18 protein-coding genes, 1 tRNA gene and 1 riboswitch are annotated in these 18,899 nt (G+C 72.5%); of the genes, 10 read left to right on the top strand and 9 right to left on the bottom strand.

The annotated features are described in order from the left end of the window. Positions 1 to 63: 63 nt before the first annotated feature. The 5 genes from ACIBA9_RS00540 to ACIBA9_RS00520 all read right to left on the bottom strand — a co-directional run bounded on the left by ACIBA9_RS00540 (position 64) and on the right by ACIBA9_RS00520 (position 4,691). Positions 64 to 1,098 carry an ABC transporter substrate-binding protein gene (locus tag ACIBA9_RS00540; RefSeq protein ID WP_399359164.1) on the bottom strand — a complete coding sequence of 345 codons (1,035 nt, stop codon included), beginning with the start codon at positions 1,096 to 1,098 and terminating at the stop codon, positions 64 to 66. Between the two features lie 120 nt (positions 1,099 to 1,218). Then, positions 1,219 to 2,022, bottom strand: coding sequence for an amino acid ABC transporter ATP-binding protein (locus ACIBA9_RS00535; RefSeq protein ID WP_399359163.1), 804 nt, complete (start codon positions 2,020 to 2,022; stop codon positions 1,219 to 1,221). Then, positions 2,019 to 2,999 carry an amino acid ABC transporter permease gene (locus tag ACIBA9_RS00530; protein ID WP_399359162.1) on the bottom strand — a complete coding sequence of 327 codons (981 nt, stop codon included), beginning with the start codon at positions 2,997 to 2,999 and terminating at the stop codon, positions 2,019 to 2,021. Before ACIBA9_RS00530 ends, ACIBA9_RS00535 begins: the two co-directional genes overlap by 4 nt. 367 nt (positions 3,000 to 3,366) lie before the next feature. Next, positions 3,367 to 3,477, bottom strand: a riboswitch (SAM riboswitch). 78 nt (positions 3,478 to 3,555) lie between these two features. Then, entirely contained in the window at positions 3,556 to 4,446 is an 891-nt protein-coding gene (locus ACIBA9_RS00525) for a glutathione S-transferase C-terminal domain-containing protein (protein ID WP_399359161.1), read from the bottom strand. Between the two features lie 122 nt (positions 4,447 to 4,568). Beyond that, positions 4,569 to 4,691: a putative leader peptide gene (locus tag ACIBA9_RS00520; protein ID WP_399359160.1), complete on the bottom strand. Its 123-nt coding sequence runs from the start codon at positions 4,689 to 4,691 to the stop codon at positions 4,569 to 4,571. A 147-nt stretch (positions 4,692 to 4,838) separates the two neighbouring features. Between ACIBA9_RS00520 and ACIBA9_RS00515 the strand changes: the two genes are divergently transcribed. The 7 genes from ACIBA9_RS00515 to ACIBA9_RS00485 all read left to right on the top strand — a co-directional run bounded on the left by ACIBA9_RS00515 (position 4,839) and on the right by ACIBA9_RS00485 (position 12,048). Then, positions 4,839 to 5,999: an NAD(P)/FAD-dependent oxidoreductase gene (locus tag ACIBA9_RS00515; RefSeq protein WP_399359159.1), complete on the top strand. Its 1,161-nt coding sequence runs from the start codon at positions 4,839 to 4,841 to the stop codon at positions 5,997 to 5,999. Further along, a complete protein-coding gene (locus ACIBA9_RS00510; RefSeq protein ID WP_399359158.1) occupies positions 5,996 to 6,298 on the top strand; it encodes a (2Fe-2S)-binding protein in 303 nt (100 codons plus the stop codon). The genes ACIBA9_RS00515 and ACIBA9_RS00510 overlap by 4 nt, the downstream gene beginning before the upstream one ends. Continuing rightward, positions 6,291 to 7,697, top strand: coding sequence for an NAD(P)/FAD-dependent oxidoreductase (locus tag ACIBA9_RS00505; RefSeq protein WP_399359157.1), 1,407 nt, complete (start codon positions 6,291 to 6,293; stop codon positions 7,695 to 7,697). The genes ACIBA9_RS00510 and ACIBA9_RS00505 overlap by 8 nt, the downstream gene beginning before the upstream one ends. A gap of 45 nt (positions 7,698 to 7,742) precedes the next feature. Next, positions 7,743 to 8,651, top strand: coding sequence for a dihydrodipicolinate synthase family protein (locus tag ACIBA9_RS00500; protein WP_399359156.1), 909 nt, complete (start codon positions 7,743 to 7,745; stop codon positions 8,649 to 8,651). Positions 8,652 to 8,666: 15 nt separating this feature from the next. Beyond that, positions 8,667 to 9,668: a proline racemase family protein gene (locus tag ACIBA9_RS00495; protein WP_399359155.1), complete on the top strand. Its 1,002-nt coding sequence runs from the start codon at positions 8,667 to 8,669 to the stop codon at positions 9,666 to 9,668. 24 nt (positions 9,669 to 9,692) lie between these two features. After that, the gene (locus tag ACIBA9_RS00490) at positions 9,693 to 10,394 is read left to right on the top strand and encodes a GntR family transcriptional regulator (protein ID WP_399359154.1); all 702 of its coding nucleotides are present in this window, start codon (positions 9,693 to 9,695) and stop codon (positions 10,392 to 10,394) included. A 211-nt stretch (positions 10,395 to 10,605) separates the two neighbouring features. Next, positions 10,606 to 12,048, top strand: a complete 1,443-nt coding sequence (locus ACIBA9_RS00485) for an amino acid permease (protein ID WP_399359153.1) — start codon at positions 10,606 to 10,608, stop codon at positions 12,046 to 12,048. Positions 12,049 to 12,212: 164 nt separating this feature from the next. On the opposite strand, the gene ACIBA9_RS00480 is transcribed toward ACIBA9_RS00485, so the two are convergent. After that, positions 12,213 to 14,384, bottom strand: coding sequence for a hypothetical protein (locus ACIBA9_RS00480; protein ID WP_399359152.1), 2,172 nt, complete (start codon positions 14,382 to 14,384; stop codon positions 12,213 to 12,215). Positions 14,385 to 14,668: 284 nt separating this feature from the next. On the opposite strand from ACIBA9_RS00480, the gene ACIBA9_RS00475 reads away from it, so the two are divergent. Continuing rightward, positions 14,669 to 15,250: a DUF3291 domain-containing protein gene (locus ACIBA9_RS00475; protein ID WP_399359151.1), complete on the top strand. Its 582-nt coding sequence runs from the start codon at positions 14,669 to 14,671 to the stop codon at positions 15,248 to 15,250. 56 nt (positions 15,251 to 15,306) lie between these two features. On the opposite strand, the gene ACIBA9_RS00470 is transcribed toward ACIBA9_RS00475, so the two are convergent. Together ACIBA9_RS00470 and ACIBA9_RS00465 are read right to left on the bottom strand one after the other, a co-directional pair. Further along, positions 15,307 to 15,380 (bottom strand) — tRNA-Pro (locus ACIBA9_RS00470). A gap of 45 nt (positions 15,381 to 15,425) precedes the next feature. Next, positions 15,426 to 16,859, bottom strand: a complete 1,434-nt coding sequence (locus ACIBA9_RS00465) for an MFS transporter (protein WP_399359150.1) — start codon at positions 16,857 to 16,859, stop codon at positions 15,426 to 15,428. A gap of 290 nt (positions 16,860 to 17,149) precedes the next feature. Here ACIBA9_RS00465 and ACIBA9_RS00460 point away from each other — a divergent pair, with 290 nt between their 5' ends. After that, positions 17,150 to 17,728 carry a TetR/AcrR family transcriptional regulator gene (locus ACIBA9_RS00460; RefSeq protein ID WP_399359149.1) on the top strand — a complete coding sequence of 193 codons (579 nt, stop codon included), beginning with the start codon at positions 17,150 to 17,152 and terminating at the stop codon, positions 17,726 to 17,728. A 49-nt stretch (positions 17,729 to 17,777) separates the two neighbouring features. Here the strand turns inward: ACIBA9_RS00460 and ACIBA9_RS00455 are convergent, their stop codons facing one another. Next, a complete protein-coding gene (locus ACIBA9_RS00455; protein ID WP_399359148.1) occupies positions 17,778 to 18,293 on the bottom strand; it encodes a hypothetical protein in 516 nt (171 codons plus the stop codon). Positions 18,294 to 18,471: 178 nt separating this feature from the next. Here ACIBA9_RS00455 and ACIBA9_RS00450 point away from each other — a divergent pair, with 178 nt between their 5' ends. Further along, complete coding sequence (locus tag ACIBA9_RS00450) at positions 18,472 to 18,816, top strand: cupin domain-containing protein (protein ID WP_399359147.1); 345 nt, start codon at positions 18,472 to 18,474, stop codon at positions 18,814 to 18,816. The last annotated feature ends 83 nt before the right edge of the window (positions 18,817 to 18,899 follow it).

Raw genomic sequence — 18,899 nt, 5'->3', positions numbered from 1 at the left:
GCGGAGTCCTTCCTCGATTCGGCATGCGGCTCGCGGGATGTACGGGGCGAGGGTGACGCTTCGTCAGGAGTTGTCGAGGGGCAGCCCGGGGGGATTCACCCGCGACGTCGGCACGGCCTCGTTGGCGAGGTTGTAGGCGGCCAGCCACTTGGCGTACTGCCCGTTCTCGATCAGGTGGTTGATGGCGTCCGCGAGCGGCTTGGCCAGACCGCTGCCCTTCTTGGCGGTGGCGGCGATGAGGCCCTGGAGGCTCGCGCCGGCGCCGGAGAAGGTGCCCGCGCCGCGGGTCGGGTTGGGCGTGCGGGCGGTCTGCCGGGCACGGTAGGCGACACCGGGGTTGGGACCGAAGAAGGCGTCGATCCTGCCGCTGCCGAGTGCCAGGTTGATCGCGTTCTGGTCGGGGAAGTACTTGACGGTGAGCTTCTTGCCCTCCTTGGCCAGCTTGGCCTTCCACTCCAGGAGGATCTTCTCCTGGTTGGTGCCGGAGCCCACGGAGACCGTCAGGCCGGCCAGGTTCTCGTAGTCGCCGTCGAAGTTCCAGGTGCTCTTCTTCAGCACCTCGAAGGCCAGATTGTCCTTGCGGTAGGAGGCGAAGTCGTACTTCTTCTTGCGCTCCTCGGTGTCGGTGACGTTGGAGAAGGCCACGTCGACCTTGCCGCTGTCGACGCCGACGAAGAGGTTCTCCCAGGTGAAGTTCTTGATCTCGGGCTTGAGTCCGAGGACCGCGGCCACCAGTCGGCCGAAGTCGGGTTCGGAACCGGTGAGGGTCTTCTGGTCGCTGCCCACGTAGTTGAGCGGCGCGGTTCCCGCGGGCAGGGCGCCGATGCCGATGACGAGCTTGCCGCTCTTGCGCACCGAGGCCGGCAATTCGGCGTTGATGGACTTCACCTCGGAGACCTTCAACGCGGTCTCCTTCGCCGCCCCGTTGGACAGTTGACCCACGGTGACCGTGCCCGCGGACCCGGTCTTGGCGGCGGCCTCGCTGTCGCCCCCGCAGGCGGCGAGTCCGGTGGCGAGGGTGGCGACGGCGGTCGCGGCGGTGACGCCGCGTATCAGGCCGCGTCGGGTCAGGCCGCGAAGGGAGAGGTGCGTAGGCATGGCGTGGCTGTCCTTGTCCCGCTGGTGAGCGTGATGAGAGATGAGAGTGACGAGAGAGATGAGAGTGCTGAGAGTGATGGCGGTGATCGGAGACGTCAGGAGGTCGGGAGGTCGGGGAGGTCAGAGGACGCTGGCGAGGAACTCCCGGGTCCGTTCGTGCCGGGGCCTGTCCAACACCTCGGCCGGCGGCCCCTGTTCGACGATCCGGCCACCGTCCATGAAGACGATCCGGTCGGCGACCTCCCGGGCGAAGCCGATCTCGTGGGTGACGATGACGAGGGTGGTGCCGCTGGTCGCCAGGTCCTTGATGACCGCGAGTACCTCGCCGACGAGTTCGGGGTCGAGAGCCGAGGTCGGCTCGTCGAAGAGGATGACCCCGGGCCGCAGGGCGAGGGCGCGGGCGATGGCCACGCGCTGCTGCTGACCGCCGGACAACTGCCGTGGATAGGCGCCGGTCCGGTCCCCGAGGCCCACGCGTGCGAGCAGTTGGCGGGCGGCTTCCCGGGCCGCCGGCCGGGTCAGCCTCCCGGTGGCGACGGGGGCGGCGGCCACGTTGTCGAGGGCGGTCAGGTGCGGGAAGAGGTTGAAGTTCTGGAAGACGAAGCCGATCCTGCCGCGCTGGGCGAGGATGGCGCGCTCGCCGAGTTCCTTCAGCCGTTCTCCGTCGCGCCGTACGCCGATCAGTTCGCCGCCCACGCTCACATGGCCGATCTCGGGCTTCTCCAGGTGGTTGACGACCCGGAGCAGGGTCGACTTGCCGGAACCGGACGGCCCGAGGATCACGGTGACCTCGCCGGGCCGGATGGTCAGGTCGATGCCGTCGAGGACCCGGTGGGAGCCGTACCACTTGTGGACGTCGTGCACCTCGATCGCGGCGGGGGCGGGCTTGTCGAGGGTCTGGTCGAGGGCCTGTGCGCTGCTCATACGGCGGCCTCCCGGCGCAGCCGGGCCCGCAGGTCGGCCAGGCCGGCCCGGGCTCTCGTGAGCGGTGTCGGGGGCAGGGTGCGGGTGGCGCCCCGGGCGTAGTGCCGCTCGACGTAGTACTGGACGACGGACACGGCGCTGGTCAGGAGCAGGTACCAGACGGTGGCGACCATCAGCAGCGGGACGACGTCGCCGGGATAGGTGTTGCCCATCGACTGCACCGTGCCGAACAGGTCCAGCAGGGAGACGTAGAACACCAGGGACGTGCTCTTGATCAGGCCGATCAGCTGGTTGACGTAGTTGGGGGTGATGGATCTGAGCGCCTGCGGGAAGACGATCCTGCGGAACCGGTAGACCCTGGGCAGGCCGAGCGCGGCCGCCGCCTCGTGCTGGCCCTGGTCGACGGAGAGGATCCCGCCGCGGACCACCTCGGCCGCGTAGGCCGCCTCGTTGAGGCTGAGGCCGATGACGGCGATCGCGACGTCGGTGGCGAGCTTGGACTCGTCGAAGCTGACGAAGGCCGGCCCGAAGGGCACGCCCAGGCTCAAGGTCTTGTACAGGGCACTGAAGTTGTACAGGAAGATCAGTACGACGATCAGCGGGACGGAGCGGAACAGCCAGGTGTACGTCCAGCTGACCGCGCGCAGCACCGGGCTCCCGGAGAGCCGGCCGAGCGCGAGCAGGATGCCGCCGACCAGTCCCAACACGGCGCTCAGGGCGGCGACTTCGAGGGTGACGAGGAGGCCGTCGAGGACGGTCGGGCGCAGGAACCAGTAGCGGAAGCGGTCCCATTGGTAGAAGGGGTTGGTCACCAGGCCGTGCAGGATCTGCGCGACGACGACCAGGACGACGGCGGTGACAATCCACCGCCCGGGCTTGCGCAGCGGCTGGACCCGCTGCGCGGACAGGGGTCTTGGGGGTCTCTCGACGGGTGGCGCCTCGACGAGGGAGAGGGCGGCGCCGGGGGGTTCGCTCATGGGCGGGCTCCGTGGGAGTCGGACCCGGGACGGCGGCGAGCGGCAGCGGGGCCGCGACGGCACTACGGCACGAGGCGGCACACGGGATCGCGCGGAACCGGGAGCTGGGCGGACAACGTCACCTCGCACGCCCGGTGGGCGTGCGGAATCGCGAGGGCCGGAAGGCTGGACCGGGAAGTGGAGGTCAGCCCCGACAGCGGGCTTGGCCCGGTGCGGTACACAGTGCGCTGTTGACGCGGAGCAGATCGACGGCCCGGTCGGCGACCAGGAGCTGGGTGGACGACGGTACGCAGCCCTGGGGGCGGCTCGGCGCCGTCCTGGGAGCTGCGTACATGGCGTCACCTGTCACTCTTGTGGCCCGCGTGGGGCCTCGCGCTTACCGAAATCGTCGTCCGGTCCGGTCGTCACCTGGGGCACCCCACCGCGACGCGAGGGTTGCCGGTCAGCGAGCCAGGGCTTGGCGCTGACGCTCATGACCGTTCTGAGCGGCCAGTAAGGCAGTTGAACGCCCCCCATGTCAACGTCTGTCCGCGAAGCGGACATCGACGACCCGGCCTCACCTGCCGAAAGTGTCCGGGGCGTCCGCTGCGTGGCCGGCCCAGTCCAGGATCTGGACGGCCGCTCCGGCGGCTTCCAGGCCCGCGCAGCGGCCGTGGTGGCGGCGGGCGATGCCGTCGAGGTCGAGGTGGCGGCCGAAGGCGGGGTGGGCGGCGAGGCGGCGCGCGTAGGCCCACAGGGCGCGGTGGCCGGCGATCCGGTGCACGGCACCGGCGTCGAGGTGGCAGCGGTGGACGGTGTCCAGCTGCACCAGGGTCACGAACAGGTCGATGTCGGCGGCGGTGAGCCGGTCGTCCACCAGGTACCGCTCACCGGTCAGCCGGTTCTCCAGCCGGGCCAGGGTGTCGAGCAGTACCTCCAGGGCCGCGGCCCGCTCGGCGGGGTCGGCGTCGGCCCGTCCGGCGCGCTGGGCGGCCTCCTCGACGCCTTCGGCGCACATCCGCTCGACGGCCTCGGCGACGTCCTCCGTCCCGGCCGGGTACAGGCGGGCGGCGTTGCCCTCGCGCGGGAAGCGGTCCAGGTCGCGCAGGATGTCGGGGGCGTGGGTGCTGACGATGCGTCCGGACCAGTCGTCGCTGAGTACGGGCGCGAGGGCGGGACCGGCGTAGTGGTGGGCGCTCGCCTCGTACAGCGGGTACAGCGCCGCGTGACCGCCGCCGGGGTGGTCGGGCTCGGCGGGCAGGAAGGTGACCGGACAGCTGTCGTCCAGTGCGAGGAGGCTGTGTGCGACGGCGAGGCGCAGTCCGTCGGGACAGGCGGTGGACAGATGCAGCCGGTAGCGGTGCGGCACGGCGTAGTGGCCGCTGCGCGCGTCCCGGCCGATCCGGCCCCGGAAGAGGGGGGCGGGGCGGTGGGCGGTCGAGGCGGCGGCGAGCGGAGTGATGGACATGCGTCTCCCCTGGGCGTGAGGTGCGAAGCGGACGGGCGCGCCACCGGACGTCGCCGGGCACCGGCGGGCGGTGCGCGCAAGGGGCCGGGCTCGGGGCCGGGCGATGCGGACGAGGGGCCGGGTCAGCGCCGGCCGCTGATCGCGCTGCAGACGCGCTGCAGGTCGATGTGCCGGCGGGAGGTGAGCAGGGGTGCGCGCAGCGGCGTGCGGCCCGTCCGGGCGGCGAGCGTCGCGAGGCGCGTCATGGTTCCCTACCCGTTCACTAGGATTCCCTTACTGGAGTGTCGATCCGGCTCCGGGTGACGTCAAGGGGGCGTCCACCCCTGGGACTCCGGGCTGGCGGGACCCGCCGAGGTCTCCTCAGCCACAGAAACATGTGACATAGTACTGCCGTGGCGAACCGACTGAGCTGCGATGTCGTGGTCGTCGGGGCCGGGATGGTGGGCGCGGCGTGCGCACTGTACGCCGCCCGGGCCGGTCTCGACGTGCGGGTGGTGGACCGGGGTCCGGTGGCCGGCGGCACCACCGGCGCCGGAGAGGGCAACCTGCTCGTCTCCGACAAGGAACCGGGTCCCGAACTCGAACTGGCCCTGCTGTCGGCCCGGTTGTGGGCGGAGCTGGCAAAGGAGCTGGGTTCCGCGATCGAGTACGAACGCAAGGGGGGCCTCGTGGTCGCCCGGACGCCCGGCGCCCTGGCGGCGCTGTCCGGCCTCGCCACCCGGCAGCGGGCCGCCGGCGTCGCGACCGAGCCGGTGGACGAGGACCGGCTCCACGAACTGGAACCCCACCTGGCCCCCGGATCGGCGGGCGGCGTGCTGTATCCGCAGGACGCCCAGGTCATGCCCGCGCTCGCCGCCGCGCGGCTGCTCCAAGCCTGCGGTGTCCGCCCGCACACCGGTCGCGCGGTGACGGGGCTGCTGCGGGCGGCGGACGGCTCGGTGCGCGGGGTTCGCACCGAGGGCGGCGACCTCCACGCGCCCGCGGTGGTGAACGCGGCCGGGACCTGGGGCGGCGCCGTCGCGGCACTCGCGGGCGTACGCCTGCCGGTACTCCCCCGGCGCGGCTTCGTCCTGGTCACCGAGCCGCTGCCCCGGATGATCCGGCACAAGGTGTACGCCGCGGACTACGTGGCCGACGTGGCCAGCGACTCGGCCGGCCTGCGCGCCTCGCCGGTCGTGGAGGGCACCGCCGCCGGACCGGTCCTGATCGGCGCCACGCGCGAACGGGTGGGTTTCGACCGTTCGTTGTCGCTGACGGCGGTACGGGCACTGGCGGCCGGGGCGATCGGGCTGTTCCCGTTCCTGGAGCGGGTCAGCGCGCTGCGGACGTACGCGGGCTTCCGGCCGTATCTGCCCGACCACCTCCCGGCGATCGGCCCCGATCCGCGGGTACCGGGGCTGTTCCACGCCTGCGGGCACGAGGGCGCCGGCATCGGACTCGCCACGGGAACAGGCAAGTTGATCGCACAGGCGCTCACTGGGAAGACGGCGGAGCTGGATCTGACACCGTTCCGGCCGGAGCGCTTCGACACCGAGGGAGGTCACACGCCGTGAATTCGCAGGAGTCGGCCCGGGCACGACCGGGCGAGTCCTTCACCGTCACCTTCGACGGCCGGCCGCTGGCCGCGCTGCCCGGCCGTACCGTCGCCGCCGCCCTGTGGGCGGCCGGCGTGACGGCCTGGCGCGGCACCCGCGGCGGCGGCCGCCCCCGCGGCGTCTTCTGCGGGATCGGGGTGTGCTTCGACTGCCTGGTCACCGTCAACGACCGCCCCAACCAGCGAGCCTGTCTGGTCCCGCTGCGCCCGGGCGATGTGATCCGCACGCAGCTGGGGACGGGCCGGGACGATGACTGAGCGCCCGCATCTCGCCGTCGTCGGGGCGGGCCCGGCGGGACTCGCGGGGGCACTGGCGGCTGCCGCACGGGGCGTCCGGGTGACCCTCCTGGACGCGTCCGAGCAGGCGGGCGGCCAGTTCTACCGTCAGCCCGCCCCCGCCCTCGGCGCACACCGGCCACGGACCCCGCTCCACCGCCGGCGCGCCTGGGAGCGCCTGCGCGACGGACTCGCCCGGCAGCGCGCCACCGGCCTGATCCGACACCTGACGGATCATCATGTCTGGTCGGTGCAGCGGGACTCGCCGGCCGGTCCGGTCACCGTGCACGCGTTGCGGGGCCCCGCGCAGGAGGAGGGTGTCGCCGTCCGCGCGGACGCCGTCCTGCTCGCCACCGGCGGCCACGAGTGGGTTCTGCCCTTCCCCGGCTGGACGCTTCCGGGGGTCGTCACGGCGGGCGGCGCGCAGGCCATGCTCAAGGGCGGTCTGGTGCTGCCCGGCCGGAGGGTCGTCGTCGCCGGGACCGGGCCCCTGCTGCTGCCCGTGGCCACCGGGCTCGCGGCGGCGGGCGCCCGGGTGCCGGCGCTGGTGGAGGCCGCCGATCCGGCGGCGGCCCTGCGGCGGGCGCCGGCCCTGGCCGCCCGGCCGGACAAGCTCGCCGAGGGCGCCGGGTACGCGGCCCGGCTGGCGCGGCACGGGGTCCGCGTGCTGCCCCGGCACGTCGTCGTGGAGGCGCACGGCACCGACCGGCTGACGGCGGTCAGCGTCGCCGCCCTCGGCCCCGACGGGCGGACCAGGCCCGGGAGCGGGCGCCGTATCCCCTGCGACGCCCTCGCCGTCAGCCACGGCATGCTGCCGCACACCGACCTCGCCGAGGCCCTCGGCTGCACCCTGACCGGCACCGGGGTACGGGTCGACGCCGAGCAGCGCACGGATGTGCCCGGGGTCTGGGCGGCCGGCGAGAGCACCGGGATCGGCGGCGCGGCCCTCGCCCTCGCCGAGGGCCACATCGCCGGCCGCTCGATCGGCGCCCGGCTCGCCGGCACCACCCCCAACCCGCGCGACTGGGCCGCCGCCGGCCGGGCCAGGGACCGGCTGCGCCGCTTCTGCTCGGCGCTCGACGCGATCTGCGTCCCGCACGCGGGGTGGGCCGAGACGGTCGCCGACGACACGGTGGTGTGCCGCTGCGAGGAGGTCACCGCCGGGGAGGTGCGGACGGCCGTCGACACCCTCGGCGCCCGCGACCTGCGCACCGTGAAACTGCTCAGCCGGGCCGGGATGGGCTGGTGCCAGGGCCGGATGTGCGCGCCGGCGGTGGCCGGCCTGACCGGCTGCCCGCTCACCCCGGGGCGCCGGCCGTTCGCGCGACCGGTACCGCTCGGCGTGCTGGCCGCCCTGCCCGACCACGATACGACCAAGTGATATGTCACACCTCACGTCCACCCTACCGATCGGGGGAACCCAGCCATGACCCACCCACAGCCCACGTCACCCCATCGGCCCTGGCGCGGCATCCTCGTCGCCACCGCCCTCCCTCTGCGCGACGACCACTCGATCGACTACGACCGGTACGCCGAGCACTGCTCCTGGCTGGTCGCGAGCGGCTGCGACGGCGTCGTACCGAACGGCTCGCTCGGCGAGTACCAGGTGCTCACGCCCGAGGAGCGCGCCCGGGTGGTGCGCACCGCCGTGTCCGCGGTCGGCGGTGCGCGCGTGATGCCCGGGGTCGCCGCGTACGGCTCCGCCGAGGCGCGCCGCTGGACCGAGCAGGCGGGCGAGGCCGGCTGCGCGTCGGTGATGCTGCTGCCGCCCAACGCCTACCGCGCCGACGAGCGGTCCGTCCTCGCCCACTACGCGGAGGTCGCGCGGGCCGGCCTGCCGGTGGTGGCGTACAACAACCCGGTCGACACCAAGGTCGACCTGGTGCCCGAACTCCTCGCCCGGCTGCACGGCGAGGGGCACATCCACGGCGTCAAGGAGTTCTCCGGTGATGTGCGCCGGGCCTACCGGATCGCCGAACTCGCCCCGGACCTGGACCTGTTGATCGGCGCCGACGATGTCCTGCTGGAGCTGGCCGTGGCCGGCGCCAAGGGCTGGGTGGCCGGCTACCCCAACGCCTTCCCCCGGGCCTCGGCCGAGCTGTACCGTGCCGCCGTGGCCGGGGACCTGACCACCGCGCTCCCCCTCTACCGGCAGCTGCACCCGCTGCTGCGCTGGGACTCACGGGTGGAGTTCGTGCAGGCGATCAAGTTGTCCATGGACGTCGTCGGGCGGCACGGCGGCCCCGTGCGTCCGCCGCGCCTGCCGTTGCCGCCCGAGCCGGCGGCCGTGGTCCGCGCGGCCACCGAGAAGGCCGTGGCCGCCGGACTCGTCTGACAGGGAGGCACGACCATGCGCAGCGAACTCGTCCTGCACGCCGTGGACTCGCACACGGAGGGCATGCCGACCCGGGTGATCACCGGCGGGATCGGCACCGTACCCGGCGCCTCGATGAACGAGCGGCGGCTGTACTTCCGTGAACACCGCTCGGCCGTCAAAGAGCTGCTGATGAACGAACCGCGCGGGCACCGCGCGATGAGCGGCGCGATCCTCCAGCCGCCGAGCCGCCCCGACTGCGACTGGGGGGTGATCTACATCGAGGTCTCCGGATATCTGCCGATGTGCGGGCACGGCACGATCGGGGTGGCCACCGTGCTGGTCGAGACCGGCATGGTGGAGGTCGTGGAGCCGGTGACCACCATCCGGCTGGACACGCCGGCGGGGGTGGTGGTGGCCGAGGTGGCGGTGGAGAACGGCGCCGCGCGCGAGGTGACCTTGCGGAACGTGCCGTCGTTCGCCACCGCCCTGGACCGCGAGGCCACCCTGCCCGACGGCCGCACGGTCACCTACGACCTCGCCTACGGCGGCAACTTCTACGCGATCCTCCCCCTGGACGCCTTCGGCCTGCCCTTCGACCGCTCCCGCAAGGACGACATCCTCGCGGCCGGGCTGTCCCTGATGAACGTGATCAACGCGGAGGCGGAGCCGGTGCATCCCGCCGACCCGTCCATCCGCGGCTGCCACCACGTCCACCTCTACGCGCCCGGTGCCACCGCCCGGCACTCCCGGCACGCCATGGTCATCCACCCGGGATGGTTCGACCGCTCCCCGTGCGGCACGGGAACGAGCGCGCGCATGGCGCAGCTGTACGCGCGCGGCGAACTCCCCCTGCGCACCGAGTTCGTGAACGAGTCCTTCATCGGCACCCGCTTCACCGGGCGGCTGCTGGACACCACGGAGGTCGCCGGAGTCGCGGCCGTACTGCCCAGTTTCACCGGCCGGGCGTGGATCACGGGGACCGCGCAGTATCTGCTGGATCCCACCGACCCCTTCCCGGAGGGGTTCGTCCTCTGAGAGTCCACTAGACTCCCTCCGGTGATGCGTGACATGGCACAGAATCCGCAGGACGCAGAAGGCATGCCCGTGCTCCCCCGGCTCGGCGGCCGGCGGAGCAGCTTCCGCGAGCGGGTGGCCGACGCCTTGCGCGCCGCGCTGATCGCGGGCGAGCTACGGCCCGGCGAGGTCTACTCGGCGCCGTCGCTCGCCGCCCGCTTCGGCGTCTCGGCGACCCCGGTGCGGGAGGCCATGCTGGACCTGGCCAAGGAGGGGCTGGTCGACACGGTACCCAACAAGGGCTTCCGGGTCACCGCCGTCTCCGACCGGCAGCTCGACGAGTACACGCACATCCGCGCGCTCGTCGAGATCCCGACCGTGGTGGCGCTGGCCGGTACCGCAGACCGTGTCTCGCTGGAGGCGCTGCGCCCGGCGGCCCGTGAGATCGTCACCGCCGCGGCGGCGGCCGACCTCATCGCCTACGTCGAGGCCGACACCCGCTTCCACCTCGGCCTGCTGGCCCTCGCGGGCAACGCCCATCTGGTCGAGGTCGTCGCCGACCTGCGCAAACGCTCCCGGCTCTACGGTCTCACCGCGCTGGTGGAGGCGGGCCGGCTCCTGGCCTCGGCCCAGGAACACCTGGAACTGCTGGACGCCCTGCTGGAGAGCGACAAGACCGCGGTGCACGAGATCATGACCCGGCATCTGGGACACGTCCGCAGCCTGTGGGCGTCACCGGGGAGCTGACAGCGCACCCGGGAGACACCGCCCGGGAGGCACCCTGTCAAAGGACGCCGCACATCTGGCGGCGCAAGGGTCCAAAAACGACGCTTTTTGCACGATTCGGCGAGCCGGACGGGACAAGGAGCGGCGATTTTGAGCCGGACAGAAGCGTCCCCGACCATGGGCCGGTCCCGGCGATCCCGGGAACGTCAGTTCCATGAGAGGCGCACCACCCATGCACAGCACCGGAACCGTACCGAAGTCGGCTCCGGCCTCCTCGGAGACCCGCCCGGTTCCCGTCGAAGACCCCCACGGCGACACCGGCAGACATGCCCGCCGGTTCGGCCTGCCCGTCGCCACCGCCCTGGTCATGGGCAACATCATCGGTGGGGGCATCTTCCTGCTCCCCGCCTCCATAGCCCCCTACGGCACGGTCAGCCTGCTCGCCTTCGGTGTGCTCACCGTCGGCGCCATCGCCCTGGCACTGGTCTTCGGCCGGCTCGCCGCACGCGACCCCCGCACCGGCGGTCCCTATGTCTACGCCCGCGAGGCCTTCGGCGACTTCGCCGGCTTCCTCGCCGCCTGGTCGTACTGGATCACCACCTGGGTGTCGAACGCGGCGCTCGCCGTCGCCGCCGTCGGCTACCTCGACGTGCTGGTCCCGGTCGGCGGCCACGCCTGGACGGCGTGCCTGGCCGCCCTCGCCCTGCAGTGGCTGCCCGCGCTCGCCAACTTCGCCGGCACCCGCTACGTGGGCGCCGTGCAACTGGTGGCCACTGTCCTGAAGTTCGTCCCGCTGCTGCTCGTCGCGGTGGGCGGCCTGTTCTTCTTCGACCCGTCCCGGCTGGGGCCGTTCAACTCCAGCGGTCACGGAGCCGTGGGGGCGGTGAGCGCGTCCGCGGCCCTGCTGCTGTTCTCCTACCTCGGCGTGGAGTCCGCCGCCGTCAGCGCGGGCGAGGTCGAGAACGCCCGGCGCAACGTCGGGCGGGCCACCGTCATCGGCACGGCGGGAGCCGCCCTGGTCTATCTGCTGGGCACTCTGTCCGTCTTCGGGACGGTGCCGCACGACCGGCTGGTCACCTCCACCGCACCCTTCTCCGACGCCGTGAACACGATGTTCGGCGGCAGCTGGGGCGGCACGGCGGTGGCCCTGGCCGCGCTGGTGTCGATGACCGGCTGCCTGAACGGCTGGACGCTGCTCAGCGCCCAGACCCCGTACGCGGCGGCGAAGGACGGCCTGTTCCCGGCGGCCTTCGCGCGGCGGCGCCGGGGCGTGCCGACGGTCGGCGTCGCGGTGACCGTCGTCCTCTCCTCGCTGCTGACCGCGTACAACTACCTCTCCGGCTCGGGGCAGGTCTTCGAGGTCCTGGTGCTCGTCACCACGTTCACCGCGACCGTGCCGTATCTGCTGGCGGCGGCAGCGCAGATCTTCCACCTCGTCTCCGGCCGGGGCCCGGTCGACCGGGCGCGGCTGGTCCGGGACTCGGTGATCACCACGGTGGCGGCCGTCTTCTCCCTCTGGCTGATGGCGGGCGCCGGTTACGCGGCGGTCTACCAGGGCGCGCTGTTCCTGTTCGCGGGAGTCATCGTGTACGCGATCCTGGCGGCCCGCCGGCAGCGGGGGCCGGCCGGGGCCCCCGAGGACGCCAGGACGGCCGATACCACCGGGTCCGCCTGACCGCTCGGTGCCGGCTGTCGGCTGCCGGCGCATACGAGAACCGGGAGGCGCCGAGCGGGCGCCTCCCGGTCGAGGTCGACGGCGAGGAAAGCGAAGGAACTGGTTTCGTTAAAGGAGTTGAGAAGGAAGCCCCTTCATGGCCTCGCCGCGGGCAACGCTAGCACTCAGCCCGGGATCAGGTCGCGCAGATTTTCGAGGGTGATGATCCGTGAGTCCGGATGCAGTCCCTCGGGACGTTCGAGGCCGATGTACATCACGGGCTCGTCCGGGACCGGCTCACCGTCCCACAGGTCGGCGGTCGTGGTGCCGCCGGACATCAGGTCGACCAGGTATCCCACCGTCAGCTGCTCGCGCTCCACGATGGCGCGCACCACCTTCGACACGGATGCCTGGTTCTCCTCGACCCGGTTGGCCGACGAGATGCCCTTCAGATACAGGTGCAGCCACTTCGCGCGCCACCGGCCGTCGCCCCCGCGCTGGAACACCAGCGGCAGCGCGACCCGGCCCATCCCCCGCAGCTCCGACTTCATCCGCACCGTGCGCGGCTCGAACGGCCGGCCCTTCTGCTCGTCGTCGCGCAGCATGAAGCCGAAGAACGACTCCTCGACCTCCTCGAAGCCTTCGCCGGCGTAGATGTTCACCTGCGGGACGATGAAGGTGCCGCGCACTCGGCCCAGGGACAGGCTGATGAACTCCGAGGCCCCGTCGGGAGCCTCGGTGATGTCGCCCGAATGCCTCCCTCCGACGGCACTGAGCGACGTGTAGGAGAGCCAGGAGTCGGTGCTGTAGTCGGCGTGCAGAAGCAGCGCGGACAGGTCGTAGTCGGTCCGGTCCCTGGTCTGCTTCCAGTACACGAAGAAGCGCAGCTGTTCGCCGTCGACCGCGGAGACCGACCCTCGCGGCAGTACGCCGAGCCCGGCCGCGGTTGCCCGGCCGCTGAGCGGAAGCGCCACGTCGAGGACATCGGGGCCGAGCAGCAGCCGGCCCGGCGCCGGGAGCCGGCGACGCATCTCGGCGTCGAGGGCGGCGATCAGACGATCGCGGTCCGCGGCCGGTACCGGCGGCCGGAAGTCGGGGGTCACCCAGGCGCGGCCCCGGCGGTTGACGAAGATCCGGGGTTCGCCGCTCTCACGTGCCCGGTTGTGGAGATGCTCGCGGACCGAGAGCACGACCCGGCCGGAGACGTGGGGAGCGGCCCGCACCGCGGCGGCCACCACCGCGTCCCGTTCCTCCTGGTCGGCGGCGATGCGCAGCAGGAGGTCCAGTGCGCGGAACAGCTTGCCGGGAGCGGACGTCAGCGATTCCGCCGCCCCACGGACGTCGCGGGCGTCGAGCAGCTTCTCGATCCGGCTGTCGAAGGACGGTGCCTCCTTCTCGCCCCGCGCGACCGCGAACACATCGGCCGCGTGCGGCCAGCGCGGGTACTCGTGCGGGTGGAGGCGTTCGCCGAGCCGTTTGAAGGGCTCCCGGTGCGCGTGCACATCGGCGAGCTTCGCGGGGTTCGCGGCGATCACGGCGTCGAGCCCCGCGAGCAGTCCCCGCCGCAGCGGCCGCGACAGCGCCCGAAACCGGGTCGGCTCCCGCAGCGTCACGTCGCCGCCCGACAGCGCGCAGGCCAGCCGCAGCACATCGGTGACGGTGTCGAGGAGGAGGTCCGCCCCGACGCCGAGCCGGGCCTCGTTGATGATCGCCCGGTTCTCCCGGACCGGGATCGCCTCCGGCTGGGGGCCGAGCGCGCACCGCTCGGCGAGGGCCTTGAGGTCGCGCAGGTCGTCCTCGCCCAGCGGGGTCGCGCTGCCGGCCAGGGCCAGGTAAAGGTCGGTGAGCTCGTCGTCCAGGTCCCGGCCGAGATGCAGGACGGTGATCCGGTCGCCCGCCGAGGCGATCAGTTCGTCCTGCGCCGCGAGCATGTCCTCGTAGGTGTGCTGGTACCGGCCGTACGTGGGGAGGCTGAGCAGGTCCAGCACCCCGTCGGCCAGCTGCGCCGACACGCTCTCGCGCGACTTGTCGTCGCCGAGTGCCTTCGCCACGCACCGCATCCAGAACTCTTCGGTGTCCGGCACGTTCGCCGGGAAGTCGATGAAGTACGCGTTGTGCCGGACGTGGTCGCCCACCATCTCGCTCACGGTGCGCAGCGTCCGCTTGGCGGTGTGCACGACCGCGGCCTCGGACAGCCCCGCCAGGCGCTCGAGCAACTCCGCCGAGAGCTTGAACCCCACGGATGCCAGCGCCGCGTCGAACTGCCGTGCGGCGACGGCTCCTTCCCCGGCGGAGCCCCTGGGGAAGGAAAGGCGGTGGGTGTGCCGGATGACCAGCGATTCGAAACTGTGCGCCATTCCGGGATGATCGCAGAGGTGCGCGAGCCGGTGCACGGGAGTTTTCGTACGCAATTCGACACTGGCGACCCCTCGCCCGAGCAGGTCGCCGACGCCATCCGTCTCCCCAACGCAACCACCGGCCCCGAGAGGCCACTTGGAGAGGGAAAACGCAACTTCGACATGGTTCGCGCAGGCGGCTACCTTCACCTGGTCCCCGGCGATCGCCCACGGTCGCAGGGGAGTTCCCCCAGCCTGAGCCACCCGCGGGTCCACACCAGGCACCCCCGACCAGGGAGAGACGCATGCCCCGTCTTGCGCTGTACACGTTCGGTGTCCTGAAGTCACCTCTCGCCGATCCCGCACCTCTCACGCACGAGTTCTACGACATCGGTGGGGCCGTCTACCGGCAGTTCAGCCGGCAGCCGGGGTACCTCGCGCACGCTGAAGCGGCAGACGGTGACCGGGGCATGCTCTTCGGGGCCGACTGGGGTGCGTGGGGAGAGTTCGCCGTACCGACTTGGTACGGCAAGGGCCGTACGGCGGAGACCACCGCGCTGGCCGCGACCCTCTCGCTCTGGACCGACCTCGGCCCCGCCTTCGACGCCGTCTACACCGGTGTGCACCGTGAGGCGCTGAACAGGCGTTACGACTGGTTCGAGAGGACAGGGCACCCGAATCACGTGGCCTGGTGGATCTCCGACGGCGTGATACCCATCTGGCAGGACGGGGTGTCCAGGCTGGAACACCTGCGCGACCACGGCCCCGCGCCGCACGCCTTCACCTTCCACCACTCGTACGCCCCGGACGGAACCAGGATCGAAGGCAGCGGAGCGAAGAGTGACCAGGTTCGCCGACCCCCGTCCCCACCTGGTTCCCAAAAATGATCAAGGGCCGGTTTCGGATGCCTCCGAAACCGGCCCTGACCTGCGACTGTCTCCAGTCGGGACGACAGGATTTGAACCTGCGACCCCTTGACCCCCAGTCAAGTGCGCTACCAAGCTGCGCCACGTCCCGCCGCGCTCTCACCCGGGATGCCCCGTGTGATCACGCAGGTCAACCCTACCGCACCGGCGCCGGTGCCGGTGTCCGTGTCGGCTCCGCCGGGGCGGCGTCCAGGGCGGGGGCGGGGCGGCGGGCCGGGACGAGGAGGGCGGCGCCGGCCGCCGCCAGGCACAGGAGGGTGAGCAGGGCCCAGCCGTGGGTGTAGCCGGAGGCGTAGGGCAGGCCGGAGGGCTGGAGCCGCCCGGTGACCAGGACGCTGGTGAGCGCGGCGCCGATGGAGCCGCCTATGGTGCGGAGGTTGGCGTTCATGCCGGTCGCGGCGCCGGTCTGCTCGGGCGGGACGCTGCCCACGACGAGGTTGGCCATCGAGGCGAAGGCCAGTCCGATACCGAGCCCGAACAGACCGGCGACGACGGCGATCTGCCACTGCGCGTCATGCCAGAGGGTAAGGAAGCCGCAGGCCAGCGCGCCCAGCGCGGCACCCGTGGCGAGCAGGGCCTTGGCGCCCACGCGCGGTTCCAGCCGGCCGGCGAGGACACCGGAGACGAACATCGCGACGAGCATCGGCAGCATGAGCAGGCCCGAGGCGGTGACGCCGGCGCCGAAGCCGTAGCCGGCCGCGGAGGGCGTCTGGACGAATCCGGGCAGGAAGGACCAGATCGCGTACATGCCCGCGCCGAACAGGAGGGCGGCCGTGTTGGTCGTCCACACCGCGGGCTGCCGCATGACGCGCAGGTCGATCAGCGGGCTGCGGGAACGGGCCTCGGAGGTGAGCCACAGGGCGAACAGCACGGCGGCGGCGGTGAACAGGGCGAGCACCTTCGGCGAGCCCCAGCCCCAGTGGCCGGCCTGGCTCAGCGGGAGCAGAAGGGCGACCAGCCAGGCCGAGAGCAGCGCGGCACCGGACCAACTGATCCTCCCCTGGGCCCTCTTGGGCGACTCGGGAACATAGCGCAGGGCGATCACGACGGTCGCGGCGACGATCCCGACCGGGATCCAGAACAGCCAGCGGTAGTCGAGCGCGGAGACGATCGGCCCGGCGGCCACCATGCCGACGCCGCCGCCCGCGGCGATCACCGCGGAGAGGTTGCTGATGCTGCCGGCGACCTCGGCCGCGGCGAACTCGTCCCGGATGATGCCGAAGGACAGCGGGAAGAGGGCGCCACCGACGCCCTGGACGACCCGGGCGACGATGAGGACGCCGATGCTCGGGGCCAGCGCGGCGAGCAGACAGCCGGCGAGGACGGTCACCAGGACGGCGACGAGCGTGCGCTTCTTGCCGGCGAGGTCGCCGACCCGGCCGAGTATGGGGGTGAAGACCGACGCGGACAGCAGGTACGCCGTCATCACCCAGGTCGCGGTGGACTGCGAGGTGTGCAGGGCGTGCTGCACGGTCGGCAGGGCCGGTGCGATCAGCGACTGCAGCATGGAGAAGACGCCTGCACCGGTCGCGAGGACCGCGAAGGTGAGGCGGGTGGACGTGCGGGGCATGGGGAAGCCTCTCCGGAATCCGGGACGCGGAGGACGGGCATGACAGGAAGCGGGCCGGACGGCCCGTGCGACAGGGGCGCGCGGGCTGGACGGCCCGAGCGACAGGCATGCGGCGGGCCGGGCACCCGGACGCGTCCGTCCACGGTGCGGCCACCTCCGCACTGCTAAAGTGGAGGTACCCCTCCACTGTAACGGAGGTACCCCTCCGTTTCAAGGAGCGGAGGGGTACCCCCGGTTCACTGGGCCGCGAGCCCCGCCGCGAGCCCCGACCCTTCCCGCAGGAGGCAGCAGTGACGGCCACGCCGTTCCCCGTCGGCGAGATCGTGGCGACCCGCCGGCCGCACCGCAAGGACGCCGCCCGCAATTACGACGCCCTGCTCACCGCCGCCCGCGAGGCGTTCGCGGCGCACGGCTCGGAAGCCTCCCTGGAGGACATCGCCCGCCGCGCGGGCGTGGGCATCGGCACGCTGTACCGCAACTTCCCCACGCGCCGCGACCTCTTCGAGACCGTCTACGCGGACGAGGTGAACGTCCTGTGCCGGGCCGCCGTGGAGCTGGCCGGGCGGGAGCCGTGGGAGGCGCTGACCGCCTGGCTGGACCGGTTCGCCGGCTACATGGTCACCAAGCGGGCGGTGCGCGAGGCCCTGGACAACCAGTCGGACATCTTCACGGCCTGCCGTGACTCCATGTACGCCGCCGGCGGACCGCTCCTGGAGCGCGCCCAGCGGGCGGGCGTGGTGCGCGCGGACATGGACTTCAGCGATCTGCTGCGGATGGTCGCCGGGATCACCGCGACCGCCTTCGACGACGACGCCCAGCGCGACCGGGTCCTCGCGATCGCCCTGGACGGGGTGCGCGCCGTCCGCTGAGCCGCGCCCGCCGAGGGCCCGTGCGCGCGTGGCCGGCCGACCCACCGCCCTACTTGATGAGCGCGTTCGCCACCACCACGATCACCCCCAGCAGCGCGTCCCCCAGCCCGACGAGTACGGCGCCCGGCCAGCGCCGCGCCGACCAGCGGGCGGTGATCAGGCCGAGCACGAACAGGATCATGATGTTGAGGACGAACGCCACGAACTCGACGCCCTTGGCCGGCCACCACTTCCACCGCGCTCCGGCGAGCAGGAAGACCGTGGGCAGGACGGCCGCGACGAGCGGCCACTCGTTGCGCAGGGCCCGCAGGAGGTCCCAGCCGCGGTGCGGGACGCGCTCGGCGATGTAGTGGGCGTAGCCGTGGGCGAGGGCGGAAGCGCACGCGGTCACCAGCACCCACGCGGCGTCGTAACCACGGACCTCGGCGGAGGTGTGCCCGTACTGGGTGAGCGCCGCGACCATCGAGCTGGCGAGGACGGCGCCGTACACCCCGCCGAACAGCACGATTTCGCGTGAGTCGTGCCGGCGCGGCGGTGCCGGGCCGGCCGCCGGGGAGTCAGCCATGCTCCCCACGATCACCCGCCCCCCACGCCCCCGCCAGTCCGCCCCCGGTCCCCGCCGCCGGTTCGGGCCCGCACACCCCCGGCGGTCCGTGCGTCCGACGAAGTGTCCGCCGACCAGGCCCGATGCCCCACACACTGTCCACGGCGGCGGAGGGCGGACGCTCGCTAGGGTCGGCGGCATGACGCACAGTTTCGCCCTGCACATACCCGACGCCTGTCTCGAACCCGAGCCCCTCGACCCGGAGCAGATCGTCTCCGGGAACCCGGAGGTGACCGGCAAGGTGGTGTGGGAGTCCCCGGACGGCCGGCAGCTCCGCGGGATCTGGCAGATCACCCCGGGCGTGGTCACGGACACGGAGGCGGACGAGCTGTTCGTGGTGGTGAGTGGCTCGGCGACGATCGAGGTGGAGGGCGGTCCCACGCTGACCGTGGGGCCCGGCGACATGGCGGTGCTGCGGGCGGGTGACCGGACGACGTGGACGGTGCACGAGACGCTGCGCAAGGCGTACGCGATCAACCTGTAGGGCCGCTGCGGGCGAACCCGGCCGGGGCGACCCGGCCGGGACCCGGCCCCCCGGCACGGTGACGCGCCGGCGGTACGAGGGCC

This window comes from Streptomyces sp. NPDC051452, from assembly GCF_044454765.1.
In the GTDB taxonomy this organism is placed as follows: domain Bacteria; phylum Actinomycetota; class Actinomycetes; order Streptomycetales; family Streptomycetaceae; genus Streptomyces.
This window is presented reverse-complemented; position numbering and strand designations above follow the sequence as displayed.